A 21,325-nucleotide genomic window follows, 5' to 3' on the forward strand; every position below is an offset into this window, starting at 1 on the left:
GCCTTCGGGCTCTCCCCCCCAGCCCCCATCAGCTTTCAGCACCAGCGCCACCGGTGCCTGGCCTAAATCCTGACTGCTCGCATCATCTTGCGTATAGCGGCCTTGCAGATCAATATGATGGCGAGCGACACCGCCTGCCACATGCCCTTCAAGGCGAACGCCGCCGGGCAGCCCGGGCCAGAAGTCCGCCAGCCGTGCGGCCTGCACGGCGAGCATCAGACGGCTATCGGCAGCACCCAGACCTCCTTCGGTGTGAATGCGGTTGTCTCCCAGGGTAATGTCAAGGTCCAGGCGATGCAAAGCCAGCTCGGACACTCCCGGCGGCAGTAACGGCGCCGTCGGCACGACGGCTACATCGTGCTCTATGGTCGTATGCTTTGTGTCGCTGTGCTCGTTGGCGTCGTGCTCTGCCGCATCGTCAACCGTGACGTCATGCCCCTCGCCCGCTACCTGCGACGGCGTGCCCCAAAAAGAGGCAGGCAAAGTCGCAGCCACCGCCATTTGGCCAGACAGGGCCTGCTCGTTCCATCGCGAACCCTCATGGAATTCCAGAGAGAAATCCACATCGCGCACCACTTGGGCGGCATTCAACTGCAATTCAAACCGGCTATCAAAACCCAGAACCGCCAGCGGAATGGCTCCCCCCGCCAGATGACCGACATCCAACTTCTCGGCCGCCAACTCGCCCCTTAGTAAGGATGTGATCGCCGTGCCACTAGGCGCCCCCGCGACGCGTTCTGCCGACTCATGACTCAATGCTTCCCAAGCCGCCTTACCTGTCAGGGAAGACCCATCCGGCAACACCAAAGCGACTTCTGCCTGACGCAGGGGCATGCCCGCCGTCGGAGCAAGCTCGGCGTTTAAATCCAGCGCCATGCCCTGACCTCCCCCCTTCAAGGAGAGAGAGGCGCTGTCCAGCGACCCTTTAACTTGTGCCATAAGCTGCAACGGGCATGCATCCGCAGCAACGCCAGCCAACACCCCTGCAAGAATGTTTTTATGTTCTGGGGCGACGGGCAGAGAAGGCAGCATTTGATGAAAGCACACGGGCGCACCCGGCCTCAACCCGTTAACCGTCACATCGAGGTCGATCTCCCCCGGCCACGGATGGCTCAGAGCCTGCACATTCGCTTCACCCTCTAGCTGCGCCGAAAGGCTGTCGGTGTCCACCGACAACTGCCGCAGCCATAATTGGCCATGCTCCGGGCCAAGCGCCAGCCCGGATGCAAAGCGACGCAAGGTCACCGGCAGCGGCTTACCATCCTGCGTCAAAATGAGTTCTGCAAAAGCGATATTGTCAGCCCTGATGCCAACCGGCAGGCTAGGCATAGAAAACGGCTCGCTCGCCGTATCTTCTTCGGGTTCTTCTGGTGCGCTGTAGAGGTCGACCCAGGCCGTGTCCACACTCAGGGTACGCACATGCAGTTGCCGGTCTAGCAAACGGCGCCAATCCGCCTCAAGCTCCAGTTGCTCAAGACGCAGCGCCACTCCAGGGAGCTCAAGCGATACGTCCTCAACCTTCAGGCCGTTCCAGATACTGCCTTCTACCCCCCGTATTTCGCCCTCCATGGCCTCAATAGCGGTGGTTAGCGCCCAACGCGTTCCCGGTGCTGTCACCAGTACCCACATCAAGAACGCCACCAGCACGAAGACCAATATGACGATCAGGGGACCGGCAACCATGGTGCTGCGACCCAGCCAGCGAAACACGCGCATCAGAATGCAATACCCAGAGAAAAGTGAAGGCGCAGACGGCGGTCTTTCTGCCCCCAAGCCAAGTCAAGATAAAACGGCCCAGCCGGCGTCACAAAGGCAGCGCCCACTCCATAGCCCAGATGCAGATCCATGGCGCCAAAGGATTCCGCCGCGTCGCCCGCATCAATGAAAGTGCTCAGCCCCAAATGTTCGTTGAAGTAATGAATATATTCCAGACTAGCTACAGCCATGGCGGGCGCGCCATACGTCGCATCACCACGCCGCACGCCAATGCTGTCGTATTTATAACCACGGACCGAACGCGCGCCGCCAACGCGGTAGCCGAAATCCTGTGGCAAGCGCTCTGTATCGGACCATACTTTGCCCACCTGGCCGCGCAAGGTCAGAACATCGCGGCGGCCCACTGTCCACCACTGCTGGCCGCGCAGGCTGGCGCGATAAAAAGGTTCACCTTTATCCAGAGTTACACCCGCACCCACCCCAAAATCCAGCAAAAACCCTTCGCGCGGGTCGTACTTGGAATCGACGTCACGCCGCAGCCATTGCCAAGTCCCCACCATAGTCGGAACCGTGAAATTTTCGGCACCATCAATTTTTGTACTGTCATGCGCGGCCACAAGCGCCCATTGGGTTTCATACTCAACCCTGCTGTCGCCCGCCCCTTTTCTTTCCTGACGCCGCTTCCAGCCCAAGCCATAACGTTGATTGTCGACACCTTCGACATCATTATGTTCGTAGAGTAAGCCGAAACTGTCCTGATAGCCCTTGATCGTCGGCGGCAGATGCACATCAAAAAACGCCCGCTGGTGATGCCTGTTGACGCCAGCGCCCGTTTCTATCGCGACCGGCAAGCCCAGAAATATATTCTGCTGAAACAGAGCTTCTGCGCCTACCCCGTGATCGCTGTCAACCCCGAGCGAAGAGGTAAAGCGGCGGGCGGGCGATTCGGATACCTGCACACGCACTGGAAGTTCCACTTCGCCATTGGGCAGGTCACGGCGGTCGGAGCCTTCCGCATCGAGCGTTACAAACGCGCCCCGAAAGAACCGGGTGGATTGCAGCGCCTGTTGCCAATCGTCCAGAAGCGCCTGCTCGTACGGATCTCCTTCGGAATACCGCACATAGCGCTCGATCAGGCTGGCAGGCACTCGCCGCAAACCCAGGACTTTCATCGGCCCCATTCGCACGCGCGGGCCGCTGTCGATTTCCACTGCCAGATCAGCCTTTGCCGCCTCGGCATCAATCGTGGCCTGCGAATGCGTGATGCGGGCAAAATAGAAATCGCGAGTATTGATTTCATCGAGCAGCGTCGTCTTGGCGCTGCTCCATTGGTCATTGATAAACAGGTCGCCGACCCGTAAAGGCCACGCGCCTCGTGCACGATCCAGCCTGTCTTCAAACTCTGGCGTAGCGACTTGCCCCGTAAAGCGCAGGTCCACGTCGCGCACATCAGTGCGCGGCCCCGGCTCGATAATGATGTCCCAGGTCTCGCCCATGTAGTCCTGGCCAACCTCAAGGGTCACTACCGGCGAAAAATACCCCTGGGTTTCCAGAGCAGAAACGGTGGCGTCATGCGCCCGCCGCCGCAGGCGCTCGACCTCTCCCCCGTCCTGGTCTTCCGCCAGCCGGGTAATCGCGTCTACGGCTCCATTAATTGCCGCCAGCGCGGCAGGCGGCACGCCGCCCGGGTCAATAACGACTTCCGGGCGGGTATTCGCACACGTCGCAGTGGACACACCCAGAAATACAAGGAGGCAGGCGGCGCGCTGCAGCATGGATCAGACCTTACGTGCCACCACCATAGGCGTGAATGCGGAACGATCCAGCGGCAGGGTGGCCACCTGCGCGGCCAGCGCGCGTGCAATGGCGTGATAAGCCTTGGCCGGCTCACCGTCGGGATCGGCCACCACGGTCGGGGTGCCGGAATCTGTCTGGCTGCGAATGCTCATTTTCAGTGGCAGCGCTCCCAACCAAGGTACATGGTATTGGCTGGCCATATCACGCCCGCCATGCTCACCGAAAATGGGCTCTGAATGACCGCAATTCGAGCACACATGGACGGACATATTTTCAACAATTCCCAGAACCGGCACATTCACCTTCTGGAACATGCGCAGGCCGCGCTTGGCATCGGCCAGAGCAAGGTCTTGCGGCGTGGTGACGATAATGGCGCCCACCAGCGGCACTTTCTGTGACATCGTCAGCGCAATATCGCCGGTACCCGGAGGCATGTCGATGATGAGGTAGTCCAGTTCATCCCATTTGGTCTGTTCGAGCAATTGAGTTAGGGCCTGCACCACCATGGGGCCACGCCAGATGGCGGGGGCGTCTTCATCAATCAGGAAGCCAATGGAGTTAGCCTGAATGCCATGGCCTGTCACGGGGCCCATCATTTTGTTGTCGATATTGGCGGGACGCTCGGAAACGCCCAACATAATCGGCACACTGGGGCCGTAAATGTCCGCATCCAACAAACCCACGCGCGCACCTTGACGCGAAAGGGCTAGTGCCACGTTGACTGAGGTCGTGCTTTTACCCACACCGCCCTTGCCGGACGCCACAGCAATGATGTTGCGCACATTGGGCAAGGGCCGCAGACCCGTCTGTACCGCGTGCGAGGCAATCTTCGTGGCCAGACGGATATCGCCAGGCTCCATGCCTTCGTCGCGCAACGCAGTTTCAATTCGTTTCAATAATTCAGGGTCGCCATTGTGTACGGGGTATCCCAGGGGTACAGTTAAAGATACGCGCTGCCCATCAATACGAATGGCGCAGTCTTCGGGCTTCACGGCCAGCGCCTTGCGGGTATTGGGGTCCAACACCTTTTCCAGGGCAACAGCAACTCGGTCGGGGTTCACAGTCATAGAAACGTTTCCTGTTCAGAACGGGCTCAAGAATACCGGATCGGGGAACTTTTATCCCAAGAAGGTTTCTCAAACGATACGATGAATACATTTAATCAAATTATCCGCGGCATCCTGTTTTTCGTCTTGGCCATCTTCGGCATGATAGCGGCCGCCATTTTTATGGTTTCTACCGCTATTGCAGTAGGCCTGCTGTACGTAGTGGCGCGCATCAAGGGTCGCCCCTTCGGCGTACGGGCTTACTGGGAAGAGCGTCGTCGCCCTTACCAGCCCAAGCAGTCCTTCCGTAACAAAGACGTCACTGACATCGAGATGCGCGAAATCCCTTAAAACGTTGCGAAACCGTCTGAATACAGGGAAATCGTACACGTCTGGCTAACGGCTGGCAGCTGTTGGCGGCCCGCCGTATTACAAAGAAAAACCAACTTCCACGGTTCGTCACACTATAAGGGGAGTGCGCTTATTCACTCCGCTTGCCCCGCGTTCCGGCCGGGGTATCCCCCCTCCCCGCGCCAGCTTGGCTAAAATTGGTCCTTTGTCTCTCGTCTTTTGACCTTTTTTCAGCCAATATGTCCCGAACCCTATTCGTTACCACCGCCCTGCCTTACGCTAACGGCTCCTTCCATATCGGCCACATCATGGAGTACATCCAGGCCGACATCTGGGTGCGGTCCATGCGAATGGCGGGCCATACGGTGCACTTCGTCGGAGCGGACGACGCCCACGGCGCACCTATCATGCTTAAGGCGGAAGCCGAAAAAATAACGCCCCAGGAACTGGTCGCCCGCTATGCGGCCGAACGCCCCCAGTATCTCAACGGCTTTCATATTGCCTTCGACCACTGGCACTCCACTGACTCGCCTGAAAACACAGACCTCTCACAACGGATTTACCGACGGCTGAAAGAAGCCGGGTTCATCTACACCAAAGAGATCGAACAGTTTTACGACCCAATCAAGGGCATGTTCCTGCCCGACCGCTACGTAAAAGGCGAATGCCCTAAGTGCCACGCGAAAGACCAGTACGGCGACGCATGCGAAGTTTGCAGCACAGCCTATGCCGCCACAGAACTGATCGAGCCATACTCCACCCTCACCAAAGCCACACCGGTTCTGCGTAGTTCCGAACACTTTTTCTTTCGCCTGTCCGACCCGCGCTGTGTCGAATTCCTGCGCGAGTGGACAGCGGGCAGCAATGCCAATGGCGACAAGCGCCTGCAACCGGAAGTGCTGGCCAAAACCCGGGAATGGGTAGGCGACGCCGACACTGAAGCCAATTTGGCTGACTGGGACATTTCGCGCGACGAGCCTTACTTTGGTATTCCCATCCCCGACGCACCAGGCAAATACTTTTACGTCTGGCTGGATGCGCCCGTGGGCTATCTTGCATCGCTTAAAGCCTATTGCGAGAAAACCGGACTGGATTTCTACGCTTTGCTCGACCCTGAAAGCAACACGGAGCAAGTTCACTTTATCGGCAAGGATATTGTTTATTTCCACGCCCTCTTCTGGCCGGCCATGCTGAAGTTCGCCGGCCTCAAGACGCCCGATGCACTGAACGTCCATGGCTTTATTACCGTCAGCGGCGAAAAAATGTCCAAGAGCCGCGGCACGGGCATTTCTCCAATGCGCTACTTGGAAATCGGCATGAACGCCGAGTGGATGCGCTACTACATCACTGCCAAGCTGAATTCCCATGTTGAGGATCTCGACTTCAACCCGGACGACTTCGTCGCTCGCGTCAACAGCGACTTGATCGGCAAATATGTAAACATCGCCAGCCGTGCCGCCAACTTTATCAATAAGCTGTTCGACGGCAAACTGGCGTATCAGGGCGACACCCAGGCCATGCAGGACGAATTCGCAGCGGTGGCCGAACAGGTGCGAGCCGATTTCGAATACCGTGAATATGGCCGCGCCATCCGCCGCATCATGGCGCAGGCCGATCTCATCAATCAGGCTTTTGACGCCGCACAACCGTGGGTACTGGCCAAAGGCATTCAAACGGCCGACGACGCCACTCGCGCCAAGCTGCAAGACATCTGTTCACGGGCCTTGGCGGGTTTCAAAGCCTTGTCCGTTATGTTGACGCCTGTTCTACCGGTGCTCACCGAGCGTGTCGCTCAGGAACTTTTCGGTGAAAGCCGCAATTACCAGTGGAGCGATGCCGCAGTACTCCCCACTACCGTCGCCCCGTTCAAACACCTGATGCAGCGCGTCGACCCCGCCATGCTCGACCAGCTTTTCGAGCCGCCAGCCGAACCCGTCGTAACACCGGGGGGCGAAGCCATTTCCGACACCATCGACATCAAGGATTTCGCCAAAATTGACCTGCGCATCGCCCGCATTGTGGCCGCCGAGGAAGTCGAAGGCTCGGACAAGCTGCTGCGCCTCACCCTGGATGTCGGCGAAGGCCGCCATCGCCAGGTTTTTTCGGGTATCAAGGCCAGCTATCAGCCTGCCGATCTCGTCGATAAGCTCACTGTAATGGTGGCCAACCTCGCGCCTCGCAAGATGCGCTTTGGGGTGTCTGAAGGGATGGTGCTGGCAGCCAGCCATGCTGACGAAAAAGCCAACCCTGGCATTTATGTTCTGCACCCTTGGCCTGGCGCTCAGCCGGGCATGCGTGTCAGTTGACCTAGGCTGGTATGCCAATACCAAAAGGTCCGCTCCCGCTGCAAAGTGATCAGGGGCCTGGCGCCGGCGAGCGCCAGGCCGCCGCATTACGCAGCACTCTGGTGAGCGTGGCTGTCAATACTCTGCTATCCATCGCTCAGTTTTTCATTGGCGTACTGGCCAATTCGGCCGCGCTGGTCGCAGATGCCATTCACTCGCTGTCGGACTTGCTGTCCGATTTCATCGTCCTGGTTGCGAACAAACACAGCGCCAAAGCGCCTGACGACCAGCATCCCTACGGGCACCACCGCTTTGAAACAGCCGCCTCACTGGCGATTGGCGTCCTGCTCATCATTGTTGGGGTGAGTATGTTGTGGTCGGGCCACCCCAAACTCACAGCGCCCGAAGCACTGCCGCCAGTACACAAAGTGGCGCTGTTTGCTGCTCTTTTCACCCTGCTGGCCAAGGAACTGCTGTTTCGCTATTTGCTGCGTGTGGGGGAACGCGTTCGCTCCACCATGCTGGTTGCCAACGCGTGGCATGCTCGCTCAGATGCCGCGTCTTCGTTGATGGTGGCCATTGGCGTCGGCGCCAGCCTGGCCGGGTTCCCCCTGGCTGACCCACTTGCCGCGTTGATTGTCGGCCTGATGATCACTCGCATGGGTTGGAAATTTTTCATCGAAGCTTTCAACGACCTTATGGACAGCAGTGTCGACGCGGAAACAGAGATGCGCATACGCACCCTGTTACTCGACACTCCTGGCGTGCTGGGCATACATGGCCTGAAAACACGCAAAATGGGCGACATGATCTGGGTTGAGGTCGACCTCGAAATGGACGGCAACCTGACCATACACACGGGTCACGAGATTGCAGCCGAAGCCCGGCGCAGGGTCATGCAGCAGGAAGCCGTGCTGGATGTCATGACCCACTTCGACCCTGTTTCTTTGGACCCTGAGGCGTAAAACGCCCCGGCGTGACACCAAAGAACTGGCGAAACGCAGCGATGAAGGACGATGTGGACTCATAACCGCAATCCAGCGCCACATCCGTCACACTATCGCCGCGTTCCAACAGTGGTAACGCACGCAACAGCCGGGCGCGCAAACGCCAGCGCCGTAAGTTCAAACCTGTCTGCTGCAAGAACTGTCGCTCCAGCGTACGCACCGACACACCCGCGCGGGCGCTCCATTCCTCCATACGTAAAGGCCGCTCTGGAGACTCAAGAATGGCGCTACAGATATCTCGTAATCTAGGTTCCACGGGCCACGGCAGAGAAAACGCCTCACGGGGCGCCTCGCAAACGAGATCAAGCATTACGCTCACCAAACGGCCCTCGGCGCCATCTTCATCATATTCGGCGGGAAGTTGAGAAAAGTGCTGGATCATCTCGCGCAATAGGCCTGACACTGCCAACACTTGGCACGTGTCACCGACCTCCGAAAGGGCATCGGTGGCTATATACAAACTGCGCATTTCCGTGCCGGGTGAATTGAATACCGCATGTTCAACACTGGGCGGCACAAGAATGGCCCATTGCGGCGGCGCCAGAAACCACCCCTCGGCAGTACGAATTTGCAACACGCCGCGGCTGGCATACGACAACTGCACCCAGGGGTGGCTATGAGGCTGAGTGGCCTTAGGCTGCGCGATGTCCTCTACCCGGGCATACACCGGGCGGGGCAAGTCGTGCAGCGCCGGCACGCTTCGATAATGAAGACGGTTCGAGGTTGTCGTTTCAGCGATATTCATGTGCGCTATGTCGTTAGCACGTAAAACTTGAGCATACTAAAGTGTACGCCTCTGTCTCTCATCAGGTTTCACCATGCGGCGTCCCCGTTTCATACCCGATAATTTCACGCTTATCTTGATTGGCTTGGTCGTCATGGCCAGCGTTCTACCTGTGCGGGGCGCTGCGGTTCCAGTGGGCGATCTCCTCACCAATCTAGCCATCGGGCTGCTGTTCTTCCTTCACGGCGCCAAACTCTCCACCCAGGCTGTTATCGGCGGCCTGTCGCACTGGCGCTTGCACGGGCTGGTATTCGCCTGCACATTTTTGCTATTCCCGGCGCTCGGGCTGGTGCTCAGGCCCTTGCTAGAGCCCATGATCGGCACAGAACTTTACATTGGCATGCTGTTCTTGTGCGCTCTGCCCGCTACGGTTCAATCCGCCATCGCCTTTACCTCGATTGCGCGCGGCAACGTAGCTGCGGCTATCTGCTCGGCAGCCACCTCCAGCTTACTGGGCATTTTCATCACACCTGTTCTAGTGCTCTTCATGCTGGGCACCGCCGTGCAAAGCATGCCTGTGGGCGAGGCCATCGGCAACATCACACTACAACTGCTAGTTCCCTTTATTGCCGGCCAAGTTTCCCGCCCCTGGATAGGGAACTGGGTGAATCGCAACAAGGCCTGGCTGAAATTCGTTGACCAAGGTTCCATCTATCTGGTGATCTACACAGCCTTCAGCCGCGCCGTTGTAGAAGGAATATGGCATCAATTACCGCTCTGGCAACTGCTCACCCTCACCCTGGCATGCTGCCTGCTGCTGGCGCTCGTCCTGTTCATCGTGCACCTGCTGGCCAAAAAGCTAGGCTTCAGCCTTGAAGACCGCATTACCATTCTGTTTGCAGGTTCCAAAAAAAGTCTGGCCACCGGCGTACCCATGGCGCAAGTCATATTCAGCGGCGCCTCCATGGGCACCCTGCTGCTGCCCCTGATGATCTTCCACCAAATCCAACTCATGGTCTGCGCCATGCTGGCCAAACGCTACGGACAACGCCCCGACCCCGAAATAGGGACAGACCCCATCATCGCCACCCCTTGAACCTGACAAACACCTGAAATGGGGACAGACCCCAAAAGAAGGAAATCATGACTCATTTCACTACTCGACCAGAAATCACCGGTACGTTCGGTGTTGCTTCATCCACTCACTGGCTGGCGTCGCAGACCGCTATGAGCGTTCTGGAGCGCGGCGGCAATGCGTTTGATGCAGCGGCTGCAGCGGGCTTTGTGCTGCAAGTCGTTGAGCCGCATCTGAATGGCGCCGGGGGTGAGGTGCCTATTTTGCTCTGGAGTGAGAAAGACAAGAAGGTTCGCGCCATTTCAGGACAAGGCCCTGCACCGGCAGAAGCTTCCGTTGAAGCCTTTCGCCGTTTAGGCTTTGAGCAAGTGCCCGGCATCGGGCTCTTGCCCGCCACTGTACCGGGCGCGTTCGGCGGCTGGCTGACCATGTTGCGCGACTACGGCACTTGGCCCCTGGCCGATGTACTGGCGCCCGCCATTGACTACGCGCGCAACGGTTTCCCGCTGGTTGCACGCGGCGTGCAAGCCATTTATGCCGTGCAAGATCTGTTTCGCCAACACTGGCAAAGCTCGGCAGACATCTGGTTGCCCGGCGGTAAAGTCCCGCGCCCTGGCGCCCTATTCCGCCTGCCCGGCTTAGCCAACACCTACGAGCGCGTGCTGCGTACCGCACAGGCAGAAGGCAGCACTCGTACAGAAGTCATCGATGCCGCCCTGCGCTGCTGGTATCAGGGGTTTGTCGCCAAGGAGATTGACGCCTACTATCGCAATGAAAAAATCCGCGACAGCAGTGGTGAGTCGCACAGCGGCTTACTGCGCTACGAAGATATGGCCGGGTGGAGCGCAGGCATTGAAAACGCGCTCACTCTCGACTACGGCCGCTACACTGTCGCCAAGTGCGGTTTCTGGAGCCAGGGCCCAGTCTTTCTTCAGCAACTGGGCATGTTGCGCCATGCCGAACTGGAAAACCACGCACCGCATACCGCCGGCTTTGTCCACCGTATTACCGAAGCAGCCAAACTGGCCATGGCCGACCGTCTAGCCTGGTATGGCGACGCCCCACACGCCAACAGTCAAGCTCAAGCTGCGCTGTTGAGCGACGAATATTTGCGTGCACGCTGGAACCTGACAAGCGCCACTGCCTCAGCCGCCCTACTTCCGGGCCGCCCCTTGGGGCTGGGTCCGCGCCTGCCAGATCTTCAAGTGGCCGAACGTACGCTACTCACTGCCGATGCCCGTTTTGGCATTGGCGAACCCACGTTCGCTGCCCTGCCTCCCGTCCAGGAATGGGCTGAAAAAGAAGTTTTTGTGGGCGACACCTGCCATATCGACGTGATCGACCGCGACGGCAACATGGTTTCCGCCACCCCATCAGGCGGCTGGCTGTCCTCCAGCCCGGCAATTCCCGCCCTGGGCTTTGCCATCAGCACCCGCCTGCAAATGACCTGGATGGATGAGGGCTTGCCCAACACCGTTACACCCAAAGTACGCCCCTGCACCACCTTATCGCCTTCTCTGGCGTTGCGCGATGGCGAACCTTACATGGTGTTCGGAACCCCTGGCGGCGACCAGCAGGATCAATGGTCACTTTCCTTCTTCCTGCGCCACATCGTCCATGGCATGAACCTGCAGGAAGCCATCGACGCGCCCGCCTGGCATGTGGATCACTTCCCCGCTTCATTCTGGCCGCGTAAGACGACATTGAATCGCATCTCCCTGGAATCACGCTTTCCAGAGGAAACCATTGACGCCCTGCAAGCAGCTGGCCATGAAGTCAAAGTAGGCGACCCTTGGTCGGAAAGCCGCATGGCTGCTTGCAGTCGCGAACGTGACAGGGAAGGCCGTATTATTCTTAAAGCAGGTGCTAATCCCCGCGGCATGCAGGGCTACGCTGTCGGCCGCTAAAACGAAATCCGCACGAATACAGGAACTATCATCATGAGTCTCTCCCCTTTTCATCTGGCGATTCCCGTTCACGATTTGCCAGCTGCACGCCGCTTCTATGGCGAAGTGTTCGGCCTGGAAGAAGGCCGTTCCTCAGAGCACTGGGTGGATTTCAACTTCTATGGTCACCAACTGGTCATTCATGAGCACCCAAAAATGCCCTATCAGGAGCAAGCGGGTACCAATGCCGTCGACGGTCATGATGTGCCCGTGCCCCACTTTGGCATCGTATTGAGTTGGGAGGAATGGGAGGCGCTGGCTGAACGCCTGAAGTCGTTTGGCACCCAGTTTGTGATTGAGCCCTATGTCCGTTTTAAAGGGCAGGTCGGCGAACAGGCCACCATGTTCCTGCTCGACCCTTGCGGCAACGCCTTGGAATTCAAGGCGTTCAAGGACATGGGGCAACTGTTCGCGAAATAACTTACCCGCCCCGGTTAGCAAAAGCCGTTTCTTCGTCCGGCTCTTCCGACAGGGCGCGGGCCATGGAGTCGCTGAGGTGGCGGCTTAAGGCAGCCAACGACTCCGCCGTCCAGCCCTGAGGAGCCGTCACCTCTACCCAGGCCGGCAAATAATGCTCGGGGGCGAACACATGGCCGTAGCCCATGGGCGTGGTTCCCGCCAGCAACATATCTAATGCCAGCTGCAGCATCGTGACAATCGGGTACCAGCGCAGCTCAGGCGAGACATCCGGGCCGCGCTCCCCCACCATCCACGCCGGTGGGCGATAAAAACCTTTTGGGTCGAAAAACGTCACAGGGTCGCTGGCGTACTGCAGATACACCACACGTATCGGCCCCCAAGGGGTGCCATCGTGCACCGTACTGCCGTCCTGATTCATGAAACGAATCAAAGACCCATCATGAAACTCCGGCAACCAAGCCGGGCTGTCCTCGTTACGCTCGACGGTGACGGAACGCCACAGCCAGTTCTGAAACGTTGGCCCACTCCATACAGCGCCATCTATTGGGTCCGCAATCATCTCGAACAGCTGCGCAGACCGTTCAGAGTTGTAAGTACCCAGGCTCAAGCCATGTAAGTAAAGACGCGGGCGCTTGTCTTTGGGCATACGCGTCCAGTACTCATAAATTTCCACAAACAAGGCACGCGCGACATCGACGCCGTACTCCGGCTCTACGATGAGAGAAAGAGGACTGGAAAGATAAGAGTATTGCACCGCCACGCTGGCCACATCGCCATCGTGCAGGTATTCCAACGGGTCCATCGCTGCCGGGTCGACCCAACCCGTGCCTGTCGGCGTGATCACAACCAACACGGAGCGTTCAAAGGCGTTCATTCGTATGAGTTCCCGCAACGCCAACCGTGCCCGTTGCTGGGGGCTTTCCGCCGCACGTAGCCCGGCATAGACCCGAATGGGTTCCAGCGCAGGGCGCCCGGTAAAGGTGGAGATATCGGCCGCTGAAGGCCCGGAAGCGATGAATTCACGCCCTGCGCGCCCCAGCTCGCCCCATTTCATTAATGATGCTTCACTGCCGCTACGATAAGGCGACTCAGGCCTGGGCCGACTGGGCTCTATCAGGGCATCGTGCTGCCGATAGGACGAATCCATCATCAACAGTACCCCCCTGAAGAACACCCCACTGGCCAACGACCAGAATAGAAAGGCGGCGACAGCCAGGCCTAGCACATTAGCAAGGCGACGCGGCACATAGCGATGTGAACGCTGCGAGACGGCATCCGCCACGCGCCCGAACAAGCGGGCCAGCCCCAGCAGCACAACAAACGTCGCAATTGCAAGAATGCAGACTTTCAGCGGGTGGGCGCTATCTACCGGTTCCATCTCCATCAGCACACGTATGGAGTTTTGCCAATCCGCCGCCTGCCATAGAAAGAGCCCCGCCACCACCATGCAAGAGCCAAACACAGCCATATTGACACTGCGCCGCATATGCGCGCCAGGCTCGGGGAGCTCCATGTACGCCCACAACCAGCGCCACATGACCCCTAGCCCATAGCCTGTGGCAAAACTAATACCCGCCAACAGCCCTTGCAGGACATAGGTGCGGGGGACTAGCGTAGGCGTAAGAGAGGCTGCGAAAAACAAAGTTCCAAGCAGCAGGCCGACGCCCGAAAGTGCAGTGGCGAACCGAACCACCACTGCCCGCATCCACACCACACCGGATAAAACGCTAGACACCAGTGTCGACCTCTATTTCACGGCTGACAGACTGCTGGGAAGGTTGTGACACAACCCGACTTCCTTCTGGCACTTCCATACTTATTCTGGCTTGTATCATGATTGAATTGGCAATATGGGTCGCATTCGGCGCCCAGTACTGCACAGCCACATTATGTCTGACCCTTCTATTTGTAGCCTGAAAACTCGATGCGCCACACCCTGACAGCCCTTCTTCTTGCCATATTGTCCCCCATTGCTGCCGCTCAGGATTGCGTTGTGCTGCTGCATGGCCTGGCCCGCACGGAAGCCTCTTTACTATTGATGGAAGAAGTGTTGGAGAGTTCCGGCTTTAAGGTGGTGAATGACGGCTACCCTTCTACGCGCGCGCCCATCGAGCAATTGATCGACTCGGTTGCCGTGGCGGCTGCACGTTGTGCAGACAGCCCCAACGTCCATTTCGTAACCCACTCCATGGGCGGCATTGTCCTGCGTGCTTGGCTGAAAGATCAACGTCCGGCCAATCTGGGCCGGGTCGTCATGCTGGCACCCCCCAACCATGGTTCAGAGCTCGTGGATGCCTATGGCAACGATGCGCTCTTTGAACTCGTCAACGGCCCAGCCGGGCAGCAATTGAGCACGGCCCCGGACAGTACGCCCAACTCTTTGGGCTACGCGGATTTCGAACTGGGCATCATAGCGGGCGATGTATCATCCAACCCGATACTTTCAGCCGCCTTCAGCGGCCCCAACGATGGCAAGGTATCGGTAGCCAGCACGCGTCTGGACGGCATGGCCGACCATATTGTGCTGCATACCAGCCACACCTTCATCATGAATAACCCGCTTACCATCGCCCAGACCCTGCGCTTCATCGAATACGGCAGTTTCGACCATGAGCTGACGCTGCAAGGCCTATTCAGCCAGGCACTGGAAAAATAAAGCCCCGCCGGCGCTCATATACAGTAGCGCCAGCGAGGCCTTCAACAGCAATGGTTGCGGTGTTTAGTTCAGCAAGCTGCGCAACACGTATTGCATAATGCCGCCATGGCGGTAGTAAGCCGCCTCGCTAGGCGTGTCTATGCGTAGTAACGCTTCAAACTCGACCGCACCCGCCCTGACCTTGACGGTTTTCACCGTGTCGGACGCATTTAACTGCGTAACGCCCATAATGTCGAAGGTTTCTTCACCGGTGAGGCCCAAGCTGTCGGCATTCTGACCGTCCTTGAACTGCAACGGCAGCACACCCATGCCCAACAGGTTGGAACGGTGAATGCGCTCGAACGATTCCGCAATGACGGCACGCACACCCAGCAAGACCGTACCCTTGGCCGCCCAGTCGCGTGACGAACCCGAGCCATATTCCTTACCGGCCAGAATAACCAACGGCGTGCCTGACTCCAGATAGTTGCGAGAGGCATCGAAAATGGAACTCACCGGGCCGCCTGCCTGGGTAAAGTCGCGGGTGAACCCCCCTTCGGTGCCCGGTGCAAGCTGGTTACGCAAACGCACGTTGGCAAAGGTACCGCGAATCATTACCTCGTGGTTGCCGCGCCGCGAACCATAAGAGTTGAAGTTCTTGGGTTCAACACCATGGCTGATCAGGTACTGGGCCGCAGGCGAGTTTGGCGCAATGGAGCCGGCCGGGCTGATGTGGTCAGTCGTGACAGAATCACCCAGCTTGGCCAACACCCTGGCCCCGAGAATGTCGCCCACAGGCTGCGGCTGGCGGGGCATATCAACGAAGTACGGCGGCTTGCGCACATAGGTCGAAGACTCATCCCAGTCGAACAGCGCACCTTCCGGCGTGGGCAGGGAGCGCCAGCGTTCATCGCCCGCAAAGACATCTGCATAGCCCGAGGTATACATCTCGGAAGCAATAGAAGCCTGAACCACTGCCGCCACCTCGGCTGCCGTCGGCCAGATATCCTTGAGATACACCGGCTGACCGTCTTTCCCAGTGCCCAACGGCTCGTTATACAGATCAATATCCATTGAGCCCGCCAGGGCGTACGCGACGACCAGCGGCGGGGACATCAGGTAATTCATTTTGACTTCGGCGTGAATGCGGCCCTCGAAGTTACGATTACCCGACAGGACCGAAGTCACAGCCAGATCGTATTCATTAATGGCCTGACTGACTTCAGGAATCAGCGGACCAGAGTTACCGATACATGTGGTGCAGCCGTAGCCGACCAAGTTAAAACCCAATGCTTCCAAGTAAGGCGTCAACCCGGCGCGTTCGTAGTAGTCAGTCACCACTCTCGAACCCGGAGCCAAGCTGGTCTTGACCCAGGGCTTGCGCTCCAGCCCTTTCTCGACGGCGTTCTTGGCTAACAAGGCCGCCGCCATCATGACTTCCGGATTGGACGTGTTGGTACACGATGTGATGGCCGCAATCACCACGGCGCCATGGTCAATGCTGCAGTTCGTGCCATCCGCCAGCGTAATGGTAATGGGTTCGCGTGGCTTGGTTGCCGCCACGGCATTACCGTCCAGTGCATCACTGGGGCTGGCTTCCAGATACTCATTGGGTGCGGCGGAAACCTTGGCAGGCTGTTCGTGCGAGGGTGCATCAGACGCCGGGAAAGTGCCTTCCACCGCTGCGTCATACCCTTTAAGCGGTTTCGGCGCCTCGCTGATCAACGCGGACAAGCTGTTGCGGAAGGCTTTTTTCGAATCGGCCAGCGGGATACGATCTTGAGGACGCTTCGGTCCGGCAATAGAGGGCACAACGGTGGAAAGGTCGAGTTCAAGCGTTTCGGTATAGCGAGGCTCTGCCTGCGGGTCGTGCCACAACCCCTGTTCCTTGGCGTAAGCTTCAACCAGAGCGATCTGTTCCTGTGAACGACCTGTCAAGGCCATATAGCGCAGGGTGACATCATCAATCGGGAAGATAGCCAATGTAGAGCCGTACTCCGGGCTCATATTACCGATGGTGGCGCGGTTGGCCAGGGGAACGGCCGACACGCCCGGCCCGTAGAACTCAACAAATTTGCCCACCACACGATGCTCGCGCAACATTTCGGTAATGGTCAATACCAAGTCCGTGGCTGTCGAGCCTTCCGGCAGCGAACCGGTGAGCTTGAAACCGACAACGTCGGGGATCAACATGGAAATAGGTTGCCCCAGCATGGCGGCTTCGGCCTCAATGCCGCCCACCCCCCAAGCCACGATGCCCAGGCCGTTAACCATGGGCGTGTGCGAGTCGGTACCGACGCAAGAGTCCGGGTAGGCGGCAACTACGCCATCCTTTTCTTGGGTGAACACCACCCTTGAGAGGTGTTCCAAATTAACTTGGTGAACAATGCCGGTGCCCGGCGGCACTACCTTGAAATCGTTAAAGGCCGTCTGGCCCCAGCGCAGGAACTGGTAACGCTCCATATTGCGCTCATACTCAATTTCAACGTTACGCGCAAAGGCTTGTTCGTTGCCGAACGCATCGACAATTACAGAGTGGTCAATCACCAGTTCTACAGGAGCCAGCGGGTTGATCCGATTGGCATCGCCGCCCAACTGCTCCATGGCTTCGCGCATTGCGGCCAGGTCGACCACCGCAGGCACGCCGGTGAAGTCCTGCAGCAACACACGCGCTGGCGTAAAGGAGATTTCCCGGCTGGTTGCCGAGGCAGGGTCCCAGCCCGCCAGCGCTTCGATATCTTGGGCGGTGATATCGGTGCCGTTCTCTGTACGCAGCAGGTTCTCAAGCAGAATCTTCAAGCTGTAGGGAAGGCTGGAGACATCAAAACCCGCATCAGCCACCGCCCTGAGCCTATGGATTTCATACGACTTGCCGTCAACGTCCAACACGCCTTTGGCTTTGAAAGTATCAATCTTGCTCATTGTTCCGCACTCCTTGGAAAGATCGGTTCATCGATACGGTTTCGTACCACTGTATCAGCAACGCTACGGCTGTCGTCGTAAAAATTTATGACAGCTGAAAAACCCCTTGGTTCCCGCACTCATTCAGCACGCATTGGTATGTGCAAGCCCTCCGGCTAAGCGCTGTCAAATTCAAAACACCTTACAATAGGAAGGTTTTTGCCTGAACTTTTCATAGTTGGCTCACCTATCCATGTCTGTAGAGACTGCGCGATAAAATATGCAAAAAGAAACCTCTTTCCCGCGCCTTTCAAGGCGAGGCTTCCTGAAGCTGGCAGGTGCCGGCGCGGCGGCCACGTCATTGACAGCGCTGGGTTTCAGCGAGGCTGAAGCCCAAACTGCTGCCGGGGTTCGCAGCTTCAAGCTGACAACCACCACCGAAACCCGCAACATCTGTACCTATTGCTCGGTCGCCTGTGGGATCATCATGTATTCCAAGGGCGACGTCAACGCCGGCGAAAAGGCCCGCATCATCCATATTGAAGGGGATGCCGACCACCCGACCAACAAGGGTACCTTGTGCCCCAAGGGCGCCGCGCTATCTGAATTCATTAACTCCGAAACTCGTACCCGGGTGCCGCGTTACCGCGCACCGGGTTCCAACGAATGGCAGGAAGTCAGCTGGGATTTCGCCCTCGATAAGATCGCCCGCCATATCAAGGACGATCGCGACGCCAACTTCATTGAGAAAAACGCAGACGGCACCACCGTTAACCGCTGGACCTCAATGGGCTTCCTCGCAGCTTCCGGCGGCACCAATGAAAACGGCTGGCTGACTTACAAAACTGTTCGCGCACTCGGCGTTCTTCCATTCGACAATCAGGCACGCGTCTGACACGGTCCCACGGTGGCCAGTTTGGCTCCGACATTTGGCCGTGGCGCTATGACCAACGCCTGGACAGACATTAAGAACTCCGACCTCGTTATCGTCATGGGCGGTAACGCTGCTGAAGCTCACCCCTGTGGTTTTAAATGGGTGACTGAAGCCAAGCATCGCAATAAAGCGAAGCTGATTGTCGTTGACCCGCGCTTTAACCGTACGGCTGCGGTGTCTGATTACTACGCGCCGATCCGGCCGGGCTCCGACATCACCTTCCTGATGGGTGTCATTCGCTACGTCATTACCCACGGCAAGGTGCAGTGGGAATACGTCAAGCACTACACCAACGCCAGTTATCTGGTGAAGGACGGCTTTGGCTGGAAGGATGGCCTTTTCAACGGCTACGATGAAGACGCTCGCGCGTTCAACACCGAAGAGTGGGAATACCAGTTCGACGAGAATGGTCAACCACTGACCGACCCCACGCTGGAACACCCGCGCTGTGTGTGGAACCTGCTCAAGCAACACGTCGAGGCGTATACGCCTGAGTTCGTGGAAAACATCTGTGGCACGCCCAAAGACCGTTTCCTGAAGATCTGTGAAATGATTGGCGAAACCTCGGCGACAGATAAGGTCATGACGGCCTGTTATGCGCTGGGCTGGACCCAACACTCCAAGGGCGCTCAGAATATCCGCGGCATGGCCATGCTGCAGCTTATCCTGGGCAATATCGGCCTGCCCGGCGGCGGTGTGAACGCGCTTCGCGGCCACGCCAACATTCAGGGGCTGACCGATATCGGTCTGCTCTCGAACATGATTCCGGGCTATATGACCTTGCCTAAGGACAGCGAGCCGGATCTTGCCTCGTACCTGTCCACTCGCAAGAACCCGCCGCTTTTCCCCGGCCAGACCAGCTATTGGCAGCACACGGACAAGTTCTTCGTGAGCTTCCTCAAGTCGATGTGGGGCGATGCTGCCACGCCGGAAAATGACTTTGGTTACGACTGGCTGCCCAAACTGGATGTTCCTTACTACGACATCCTGCGCACCATGACCATGATGGAGGAAGGCAAAGTCAATCTGTACTTCTGTCAGGGCTTCAACCCCCTGATGGCCTTCCCCAACCGGGCCAAACTCAGCAATGCTTTGTCCAAGCTCAAGCTGCTGGTGTCCATCGACCCGCTCGAAACCGAGACCGCCGCTTTCTGGCAGAACCACGGCATTTACAACGATGTAAACCCGGCGGAAATCATGACCGAGGTGCTGGAGCTGCCCTCCACCTGTTTCGCCGAAGACGAAGGCGCTACGGTGAACTCGGGTCGCTGGCTGCAATGGCACTGGACCGGCGCCACGCCCCCGGGCGAAGCCAAGCACGATACTTGGATCATGGCCGGTATCTTCCGCCGCGTGCAGGAGCTCTACCGTAAGGAAGGTGGTGTCTGCCCAGAGCCCATTCTTAATCTGAGCTGGGAATATGCCGACCCGGCCAACCCCAAGCCTGCCGAACTGGCACGCGAGATGAATGGCCGCGCGTTGAAGAACGTCTACGACCTGAACGACCCAAGCAAGTTGGTGCGTAAGGCAGGCGAGCAACACGCAGGCTTTGGTGAATTGCGCGCCGACGGGTCCACCATGTCCGGCTGCTGGATTTACGCGGGCTCCTGGACGGAAGACGGCAATATGATGGCCCGCCGCGACAATCACGACGAAGGCGGCATCGGCACTTATCTGAACTGGACCTGGTCCTGGCCGGCCAACCGCCGCATCTTGTACAACCGTGCGTCCGCCGACTTGCAAGGCAAGCCGTGGGACCCACGCCGCAAGCTGATGGAATGGAATGCCTCCAAGGAGCGCTGGGAAGGCTACGATGTGCCGGACTTCTCGCCTACCGCCAAGCCGGAAGTCGTCATGCCCTTCATCATGACGGAAGAAGGCACGGCGCGACTGTTCGCACGCAGGCTGCTACGCGACGGCCCCTTCCCCACGCATATGGAACCGTGGGAAAGCCCGGTTGAAAACCCGTTCAACAAAAAGTTGCGCGGTAACCCGGCGGGGCGCATCTTTGAACGCGACGTGGAGCAGCTGGGCACCAGCGACGAGTTCCCCTTCGTGGGCACCTCGTACCGCCTGACCGAGCACTTCCATACCTGGACCAAGCACAACCGCATCAACTCGGTGCTACAGCCCGACTTCTTCGTGGAAATCAGCGAAGAGCTCGCGGCCTTGCGCGGCATCAAGAAGGGCAGTCGTGTTCGTGTCTGGAATAAACGCGGCGAGATCTGGGCGAAAGCCGTCGTCACCAAGCGCATTCGTCCGCTCGTGTGTGACGGCAAAGACGTCCATGTAGTCGGCGTCCCTATTCACTGGGGCTTTACCGGCACTGCACGCAAAGGGTTTGGTGCGAACAGCCTCACTGTGTTCGCGGGTGACGCCAACATCGACACCCCCGAATCCAAGGTGTTTCTCGTCAACATTGAACCGGCCAGCGAGGCCGATATCAGGAGGCTGACCACATGAGCAACCCTCAGGCTCCCGAACCCCG

At 58.2% G+C, this 21,325-nt stretch carries 13 protein-coding genes and 1 pseudogene; 8 read left to right on the forward strand and 6 right to left on the reverse strand.

Features of this window, described 5'->3' with window-relative positions; all coding sequences use genetic code 11:
• The 3 genes and pseudogenes from VRY85_RS11400 to apbC all read right to left on the reverse strand — a co-directional run.
• Positions 1–1,716, reverse strand: a pseudogene (locus VRY85_RS11400) (hypothetical protein); the annotation flags it as partial.
• Positions 1,716–3,491 (reverse strand): autotransporter assembly complex protein TamA, encoded by a 1,776-nt coding sequence (locus VRY85_RS11405; RefSeq protein ID WP_414598723.1) that lies wholly within the window; start codon positions 3,489–3,491, stop codon positions 1,716–1,718. The pseudogene VRY85_RS11400 and the gene VRY85_RS11405, both read right to left, overlap by 1 nt.
• Positions 3,492–3,494: 3 nt before the next feature.
• On the reverse strand, positions 3,495–4,580 hold the full coding sequence (gene apbC / locus VRY85_RS11410; protein ID WP_414598724.1) for an iron-sulfur cluster carrier protein ApbC: 1,086 nt from the start codon (positions 4,578–4,580) through the stop codon (positions 3,495–3,497).
• 81 nt (positions 4,581–4,661) lie between these two features.
• Here apbC and VRY85_RS11415 point away from each other — a divergent pair, with 81 nt between their 5' ends.
• The 3 genes from VRY85_RS11415 (at position 4,662) to VRY85_RS11425 (ending at position 8,160) form a co-directional block, all read left to right on the forward strand.
• Entirely contained in the window at positions 4,662–4,910 is a 249-nt protein-coding gene (locus VRY85_RS11415) for a hypothetical protein (protein ID WP_414598725.1), read from the forward strand.
• Between the two features lie 239 nt (positions 4,911–5,149).
• Positions 5,150–7,216 carry a methionine--tRNA ligase gene (gene metG, locus VRY85_RS11420; RefSeq protein ID WP_414598726.1) on the forward strand — a complete coding sequence of 689 codons (2,067 nt, stop codon included), beginning with the start codon at positions 5,150–5,152 and terminating at the stop codon, positions 7,214–7,216.
• Between the two features lie 11 nt (positions 7,217–7,227).
• A complete protein-coding gene (locus VRY85_RS11425; protein WP_414598727.1) occupies positions 7,228–8,160 on the forward strand; it encodes a cation diffusion facilitator family transporter in 933 nt (310 codons plus the stop codon).
• On the opposite strand, the gene VRY85_RS11430 is transcribed toward VRY85_RS11425, so the two are convergent.
• The gene (locus tag VRY85_RS11430) at positions 8,117–8,947 is read right to left on the reverse strand and encodes a helix-turn-helix domain-containing protein (protein WP_414598728.1); all 831 of its coding nucleotides are present in this window, start codon (positions 8,945–8,947) and stop codon (positions 8,117–8,119) included. The two genes, VRY85_RS11425 and VRY85_RS11430, sit on opposite strands and share 44 nt — an antisense overlap.
• A 73-nt stretch (positions 8,948–9,020) precedes the next feature.
• Between VRY85_RS11430 and VRY85_RS11435 the strand changes: the two genes are divergently transcribed.
• The 3 genes from VRY85_RS11435 to VRY85_RS11445 are packed head-to-tail and all read left to right on the forward strand — an operon-like array spanning position 9,021 to position 12,367.
• Positions 9,021–10,022, forward strand: coding sequence for a bile acid:sodium symporter family protein (locus tag VRY85_RS11435; protein ID WP_414598729.1), 1,002 nt, complete (start codon positions 9,021–9,023; stop codon positions 10,020–10,022).
• Positions 10,023–10,069: 47 nt separating this feature from the next.
• A complete protein-coding gene (locus tag VRY85_RS11440; RefSeq protein ID WP_414598730.1) occupies positions 10,070–11,908 on the forward strand; it encodes a gamma-glutamyltransferase family protein in 1,839 nt (612 codons plus the stop codon).
• Positions 11,909–11,941: 33 nt separating this feature from the next.
• On the forward strand, positions 11,942–12,367 hold the full coding sequence (locus VRY85_RS11445) for a VOC family protein (protein ID WP_414598731.1): 426 nt from the start codon (positions 11,942–11,944) through the stop codon (positions 12,365–12,367).
• Position 12,368: 1 nt separating this feature from the next.
• Here VRY85_RS11445 and VRY85_RS11450 read toward each other — a convergent pair whose 3' ends face one another.
• Positions 12,369–14,102 carry an alpha/beta hydrolase gene (locus tag VRY85_RS11450; RefSeq protein ID WP_414598732.1) on the reverse strand — a complete coding sequence of 578 codons (1,734 nt, stop codon included), beginning with the start codon at positions 14,100–14,102 and terminating at the stop codon, positions 12,369–12,371.
• A 189-nt stretch (positions 14,103–14,291) separates the two neighbouring features.
• On the opposite strand from VRY85_RS11450, the gene VRY85_RS11455 reads away from it, so the two are divergent.
• Positions 14,292–15,023 carry an esterase/lipase family protein gene (locus VRY85_RS11455; protein WP_414598733.1) on the forward strand — a complete coding sequence of 244 codons (732 nt, stop codon included), beginning with the start codon at positions 14,292–14,294 and terminating at the stop codon, positions 15,021–15,023.
• A 63-nt stretch (positions 15,024–15,086) separates the two neighbouring features.
• On the opposite strand, the gene VRY85_RS11460 is transcribed toward VRY85_RS11455, so the two are convergent.
• On the reverse strand, positions 15,087–17,924 hold the full coding sequence (locus VRY85_RS11460) for an aconitate hydratase (RefSeq protein ID WP_414598734.1): 2,838 nt from the start codon (positions 17,922–17,924) through the stop codon (positions 15,087–15,089).
• 259 nt (positions 17,925–18,183) lie between these two features.
• Between VRY85_RS11460 and fdnG the strand changes: the two genes are divergently transcribed.
• Complete coding sequence (gene fdnG / locus VRY85_RS11465; protein WP_414598735.1) at positions 18,184–21,300, forward strand: formate dehydrogenase-N subunit alpha; 3,117 nt, start codon at positions 18,184–18,186, stop codon at positions 21,298–21,300.
• Positions 21,301–21,325: the final 25 nt, after the last annotated feature.

This window comes from Achromobacter sp. F4_2707, from assembly GCF_047501535.1.
GTDB lineage: Bacteria > Pseudomonadota > Gammaproteobacteria > Burkholderiales > Burkholderiaceae_B > Yanghanlia.

Bases quoted from the DNA above. Each gene is read 5' to 3' on its own strand.
- VRY85_RS11405 (WP_414598723.1), bottom strand. From the start codon at position 3,491: ATGCTGCAGCGCGCCGCCTGCCTCCTTGTATTTCTGGGTGTGTCCACT.
- apbC (WP_414598724.1), bottom strand. From the start codon at position 4,580: ATGACTGTGAACCCCGACCGAGTTGCTGTTGCCCTGGAAAAGGTGTTG.
- VRY85_RS11415 (WP_414598725.1), top strand. From the start codon at position 4,662: ATGAATACATTTAATCAAATTATCCGCGGCATCCTGTTTTTCGTCTTG.
- metG (WP_414598726.1), top strand. From the start codon at position 5,150: ATGTCCCGAACCCTATTCGTTACCACCGCCCTGCCTTACGCTAACGGC.
- VRY85_RS11425 (WP_414598727.1), top strand. From the start codon at position 7,228: ATGCCAATACCAAAAGGTCCGCTCCCGCTGCAAAGTGATCAGGGGCCT.
- VRY85_RS11430 (WP_414598728.1), bottom strand. From the start codon at position 8,947: ATGAATATCGCTGAAACGACAACCTCGAACCGTCTTCATTATCGAAGC.
- VRY85_RS11435 (WP_414598729.1), top strand. From the start codon at position 9,021: ATGCGGCGTCCCCGTTTCATACCCGATAATTTCACGCTTATCTTGATT.
- VRY85_RS11440 (WP_414598730.1), top strand. From the start codon at position 10,070: ATGACTCATTTCACTACTCGACCAGAAATCACCGGTACGTTCGGTGTT.
- VRY85_RS11445 (WP_414598731.1), top strand. From the start codon at position 11,942: ATGAGTCTCTCCCCTTTTCATCTGGCGATTCCCGTTCACGATTTGCCA.
- VRY85_RS11455 (WP_414598733.1), top strand. From the start codon at position 14,292: ATGCGCCACACCCTGACAGCCCTTCTTCTTGCCATATTGTCCCCCATT.
- VRY85_RS11460 (WP_414598734.1), bottom strand. From the start codon at position 17,924: ATGAGCAAGATTGATACTTTCAAAGCCAAAGGCGTGTTGGACGTTGAC.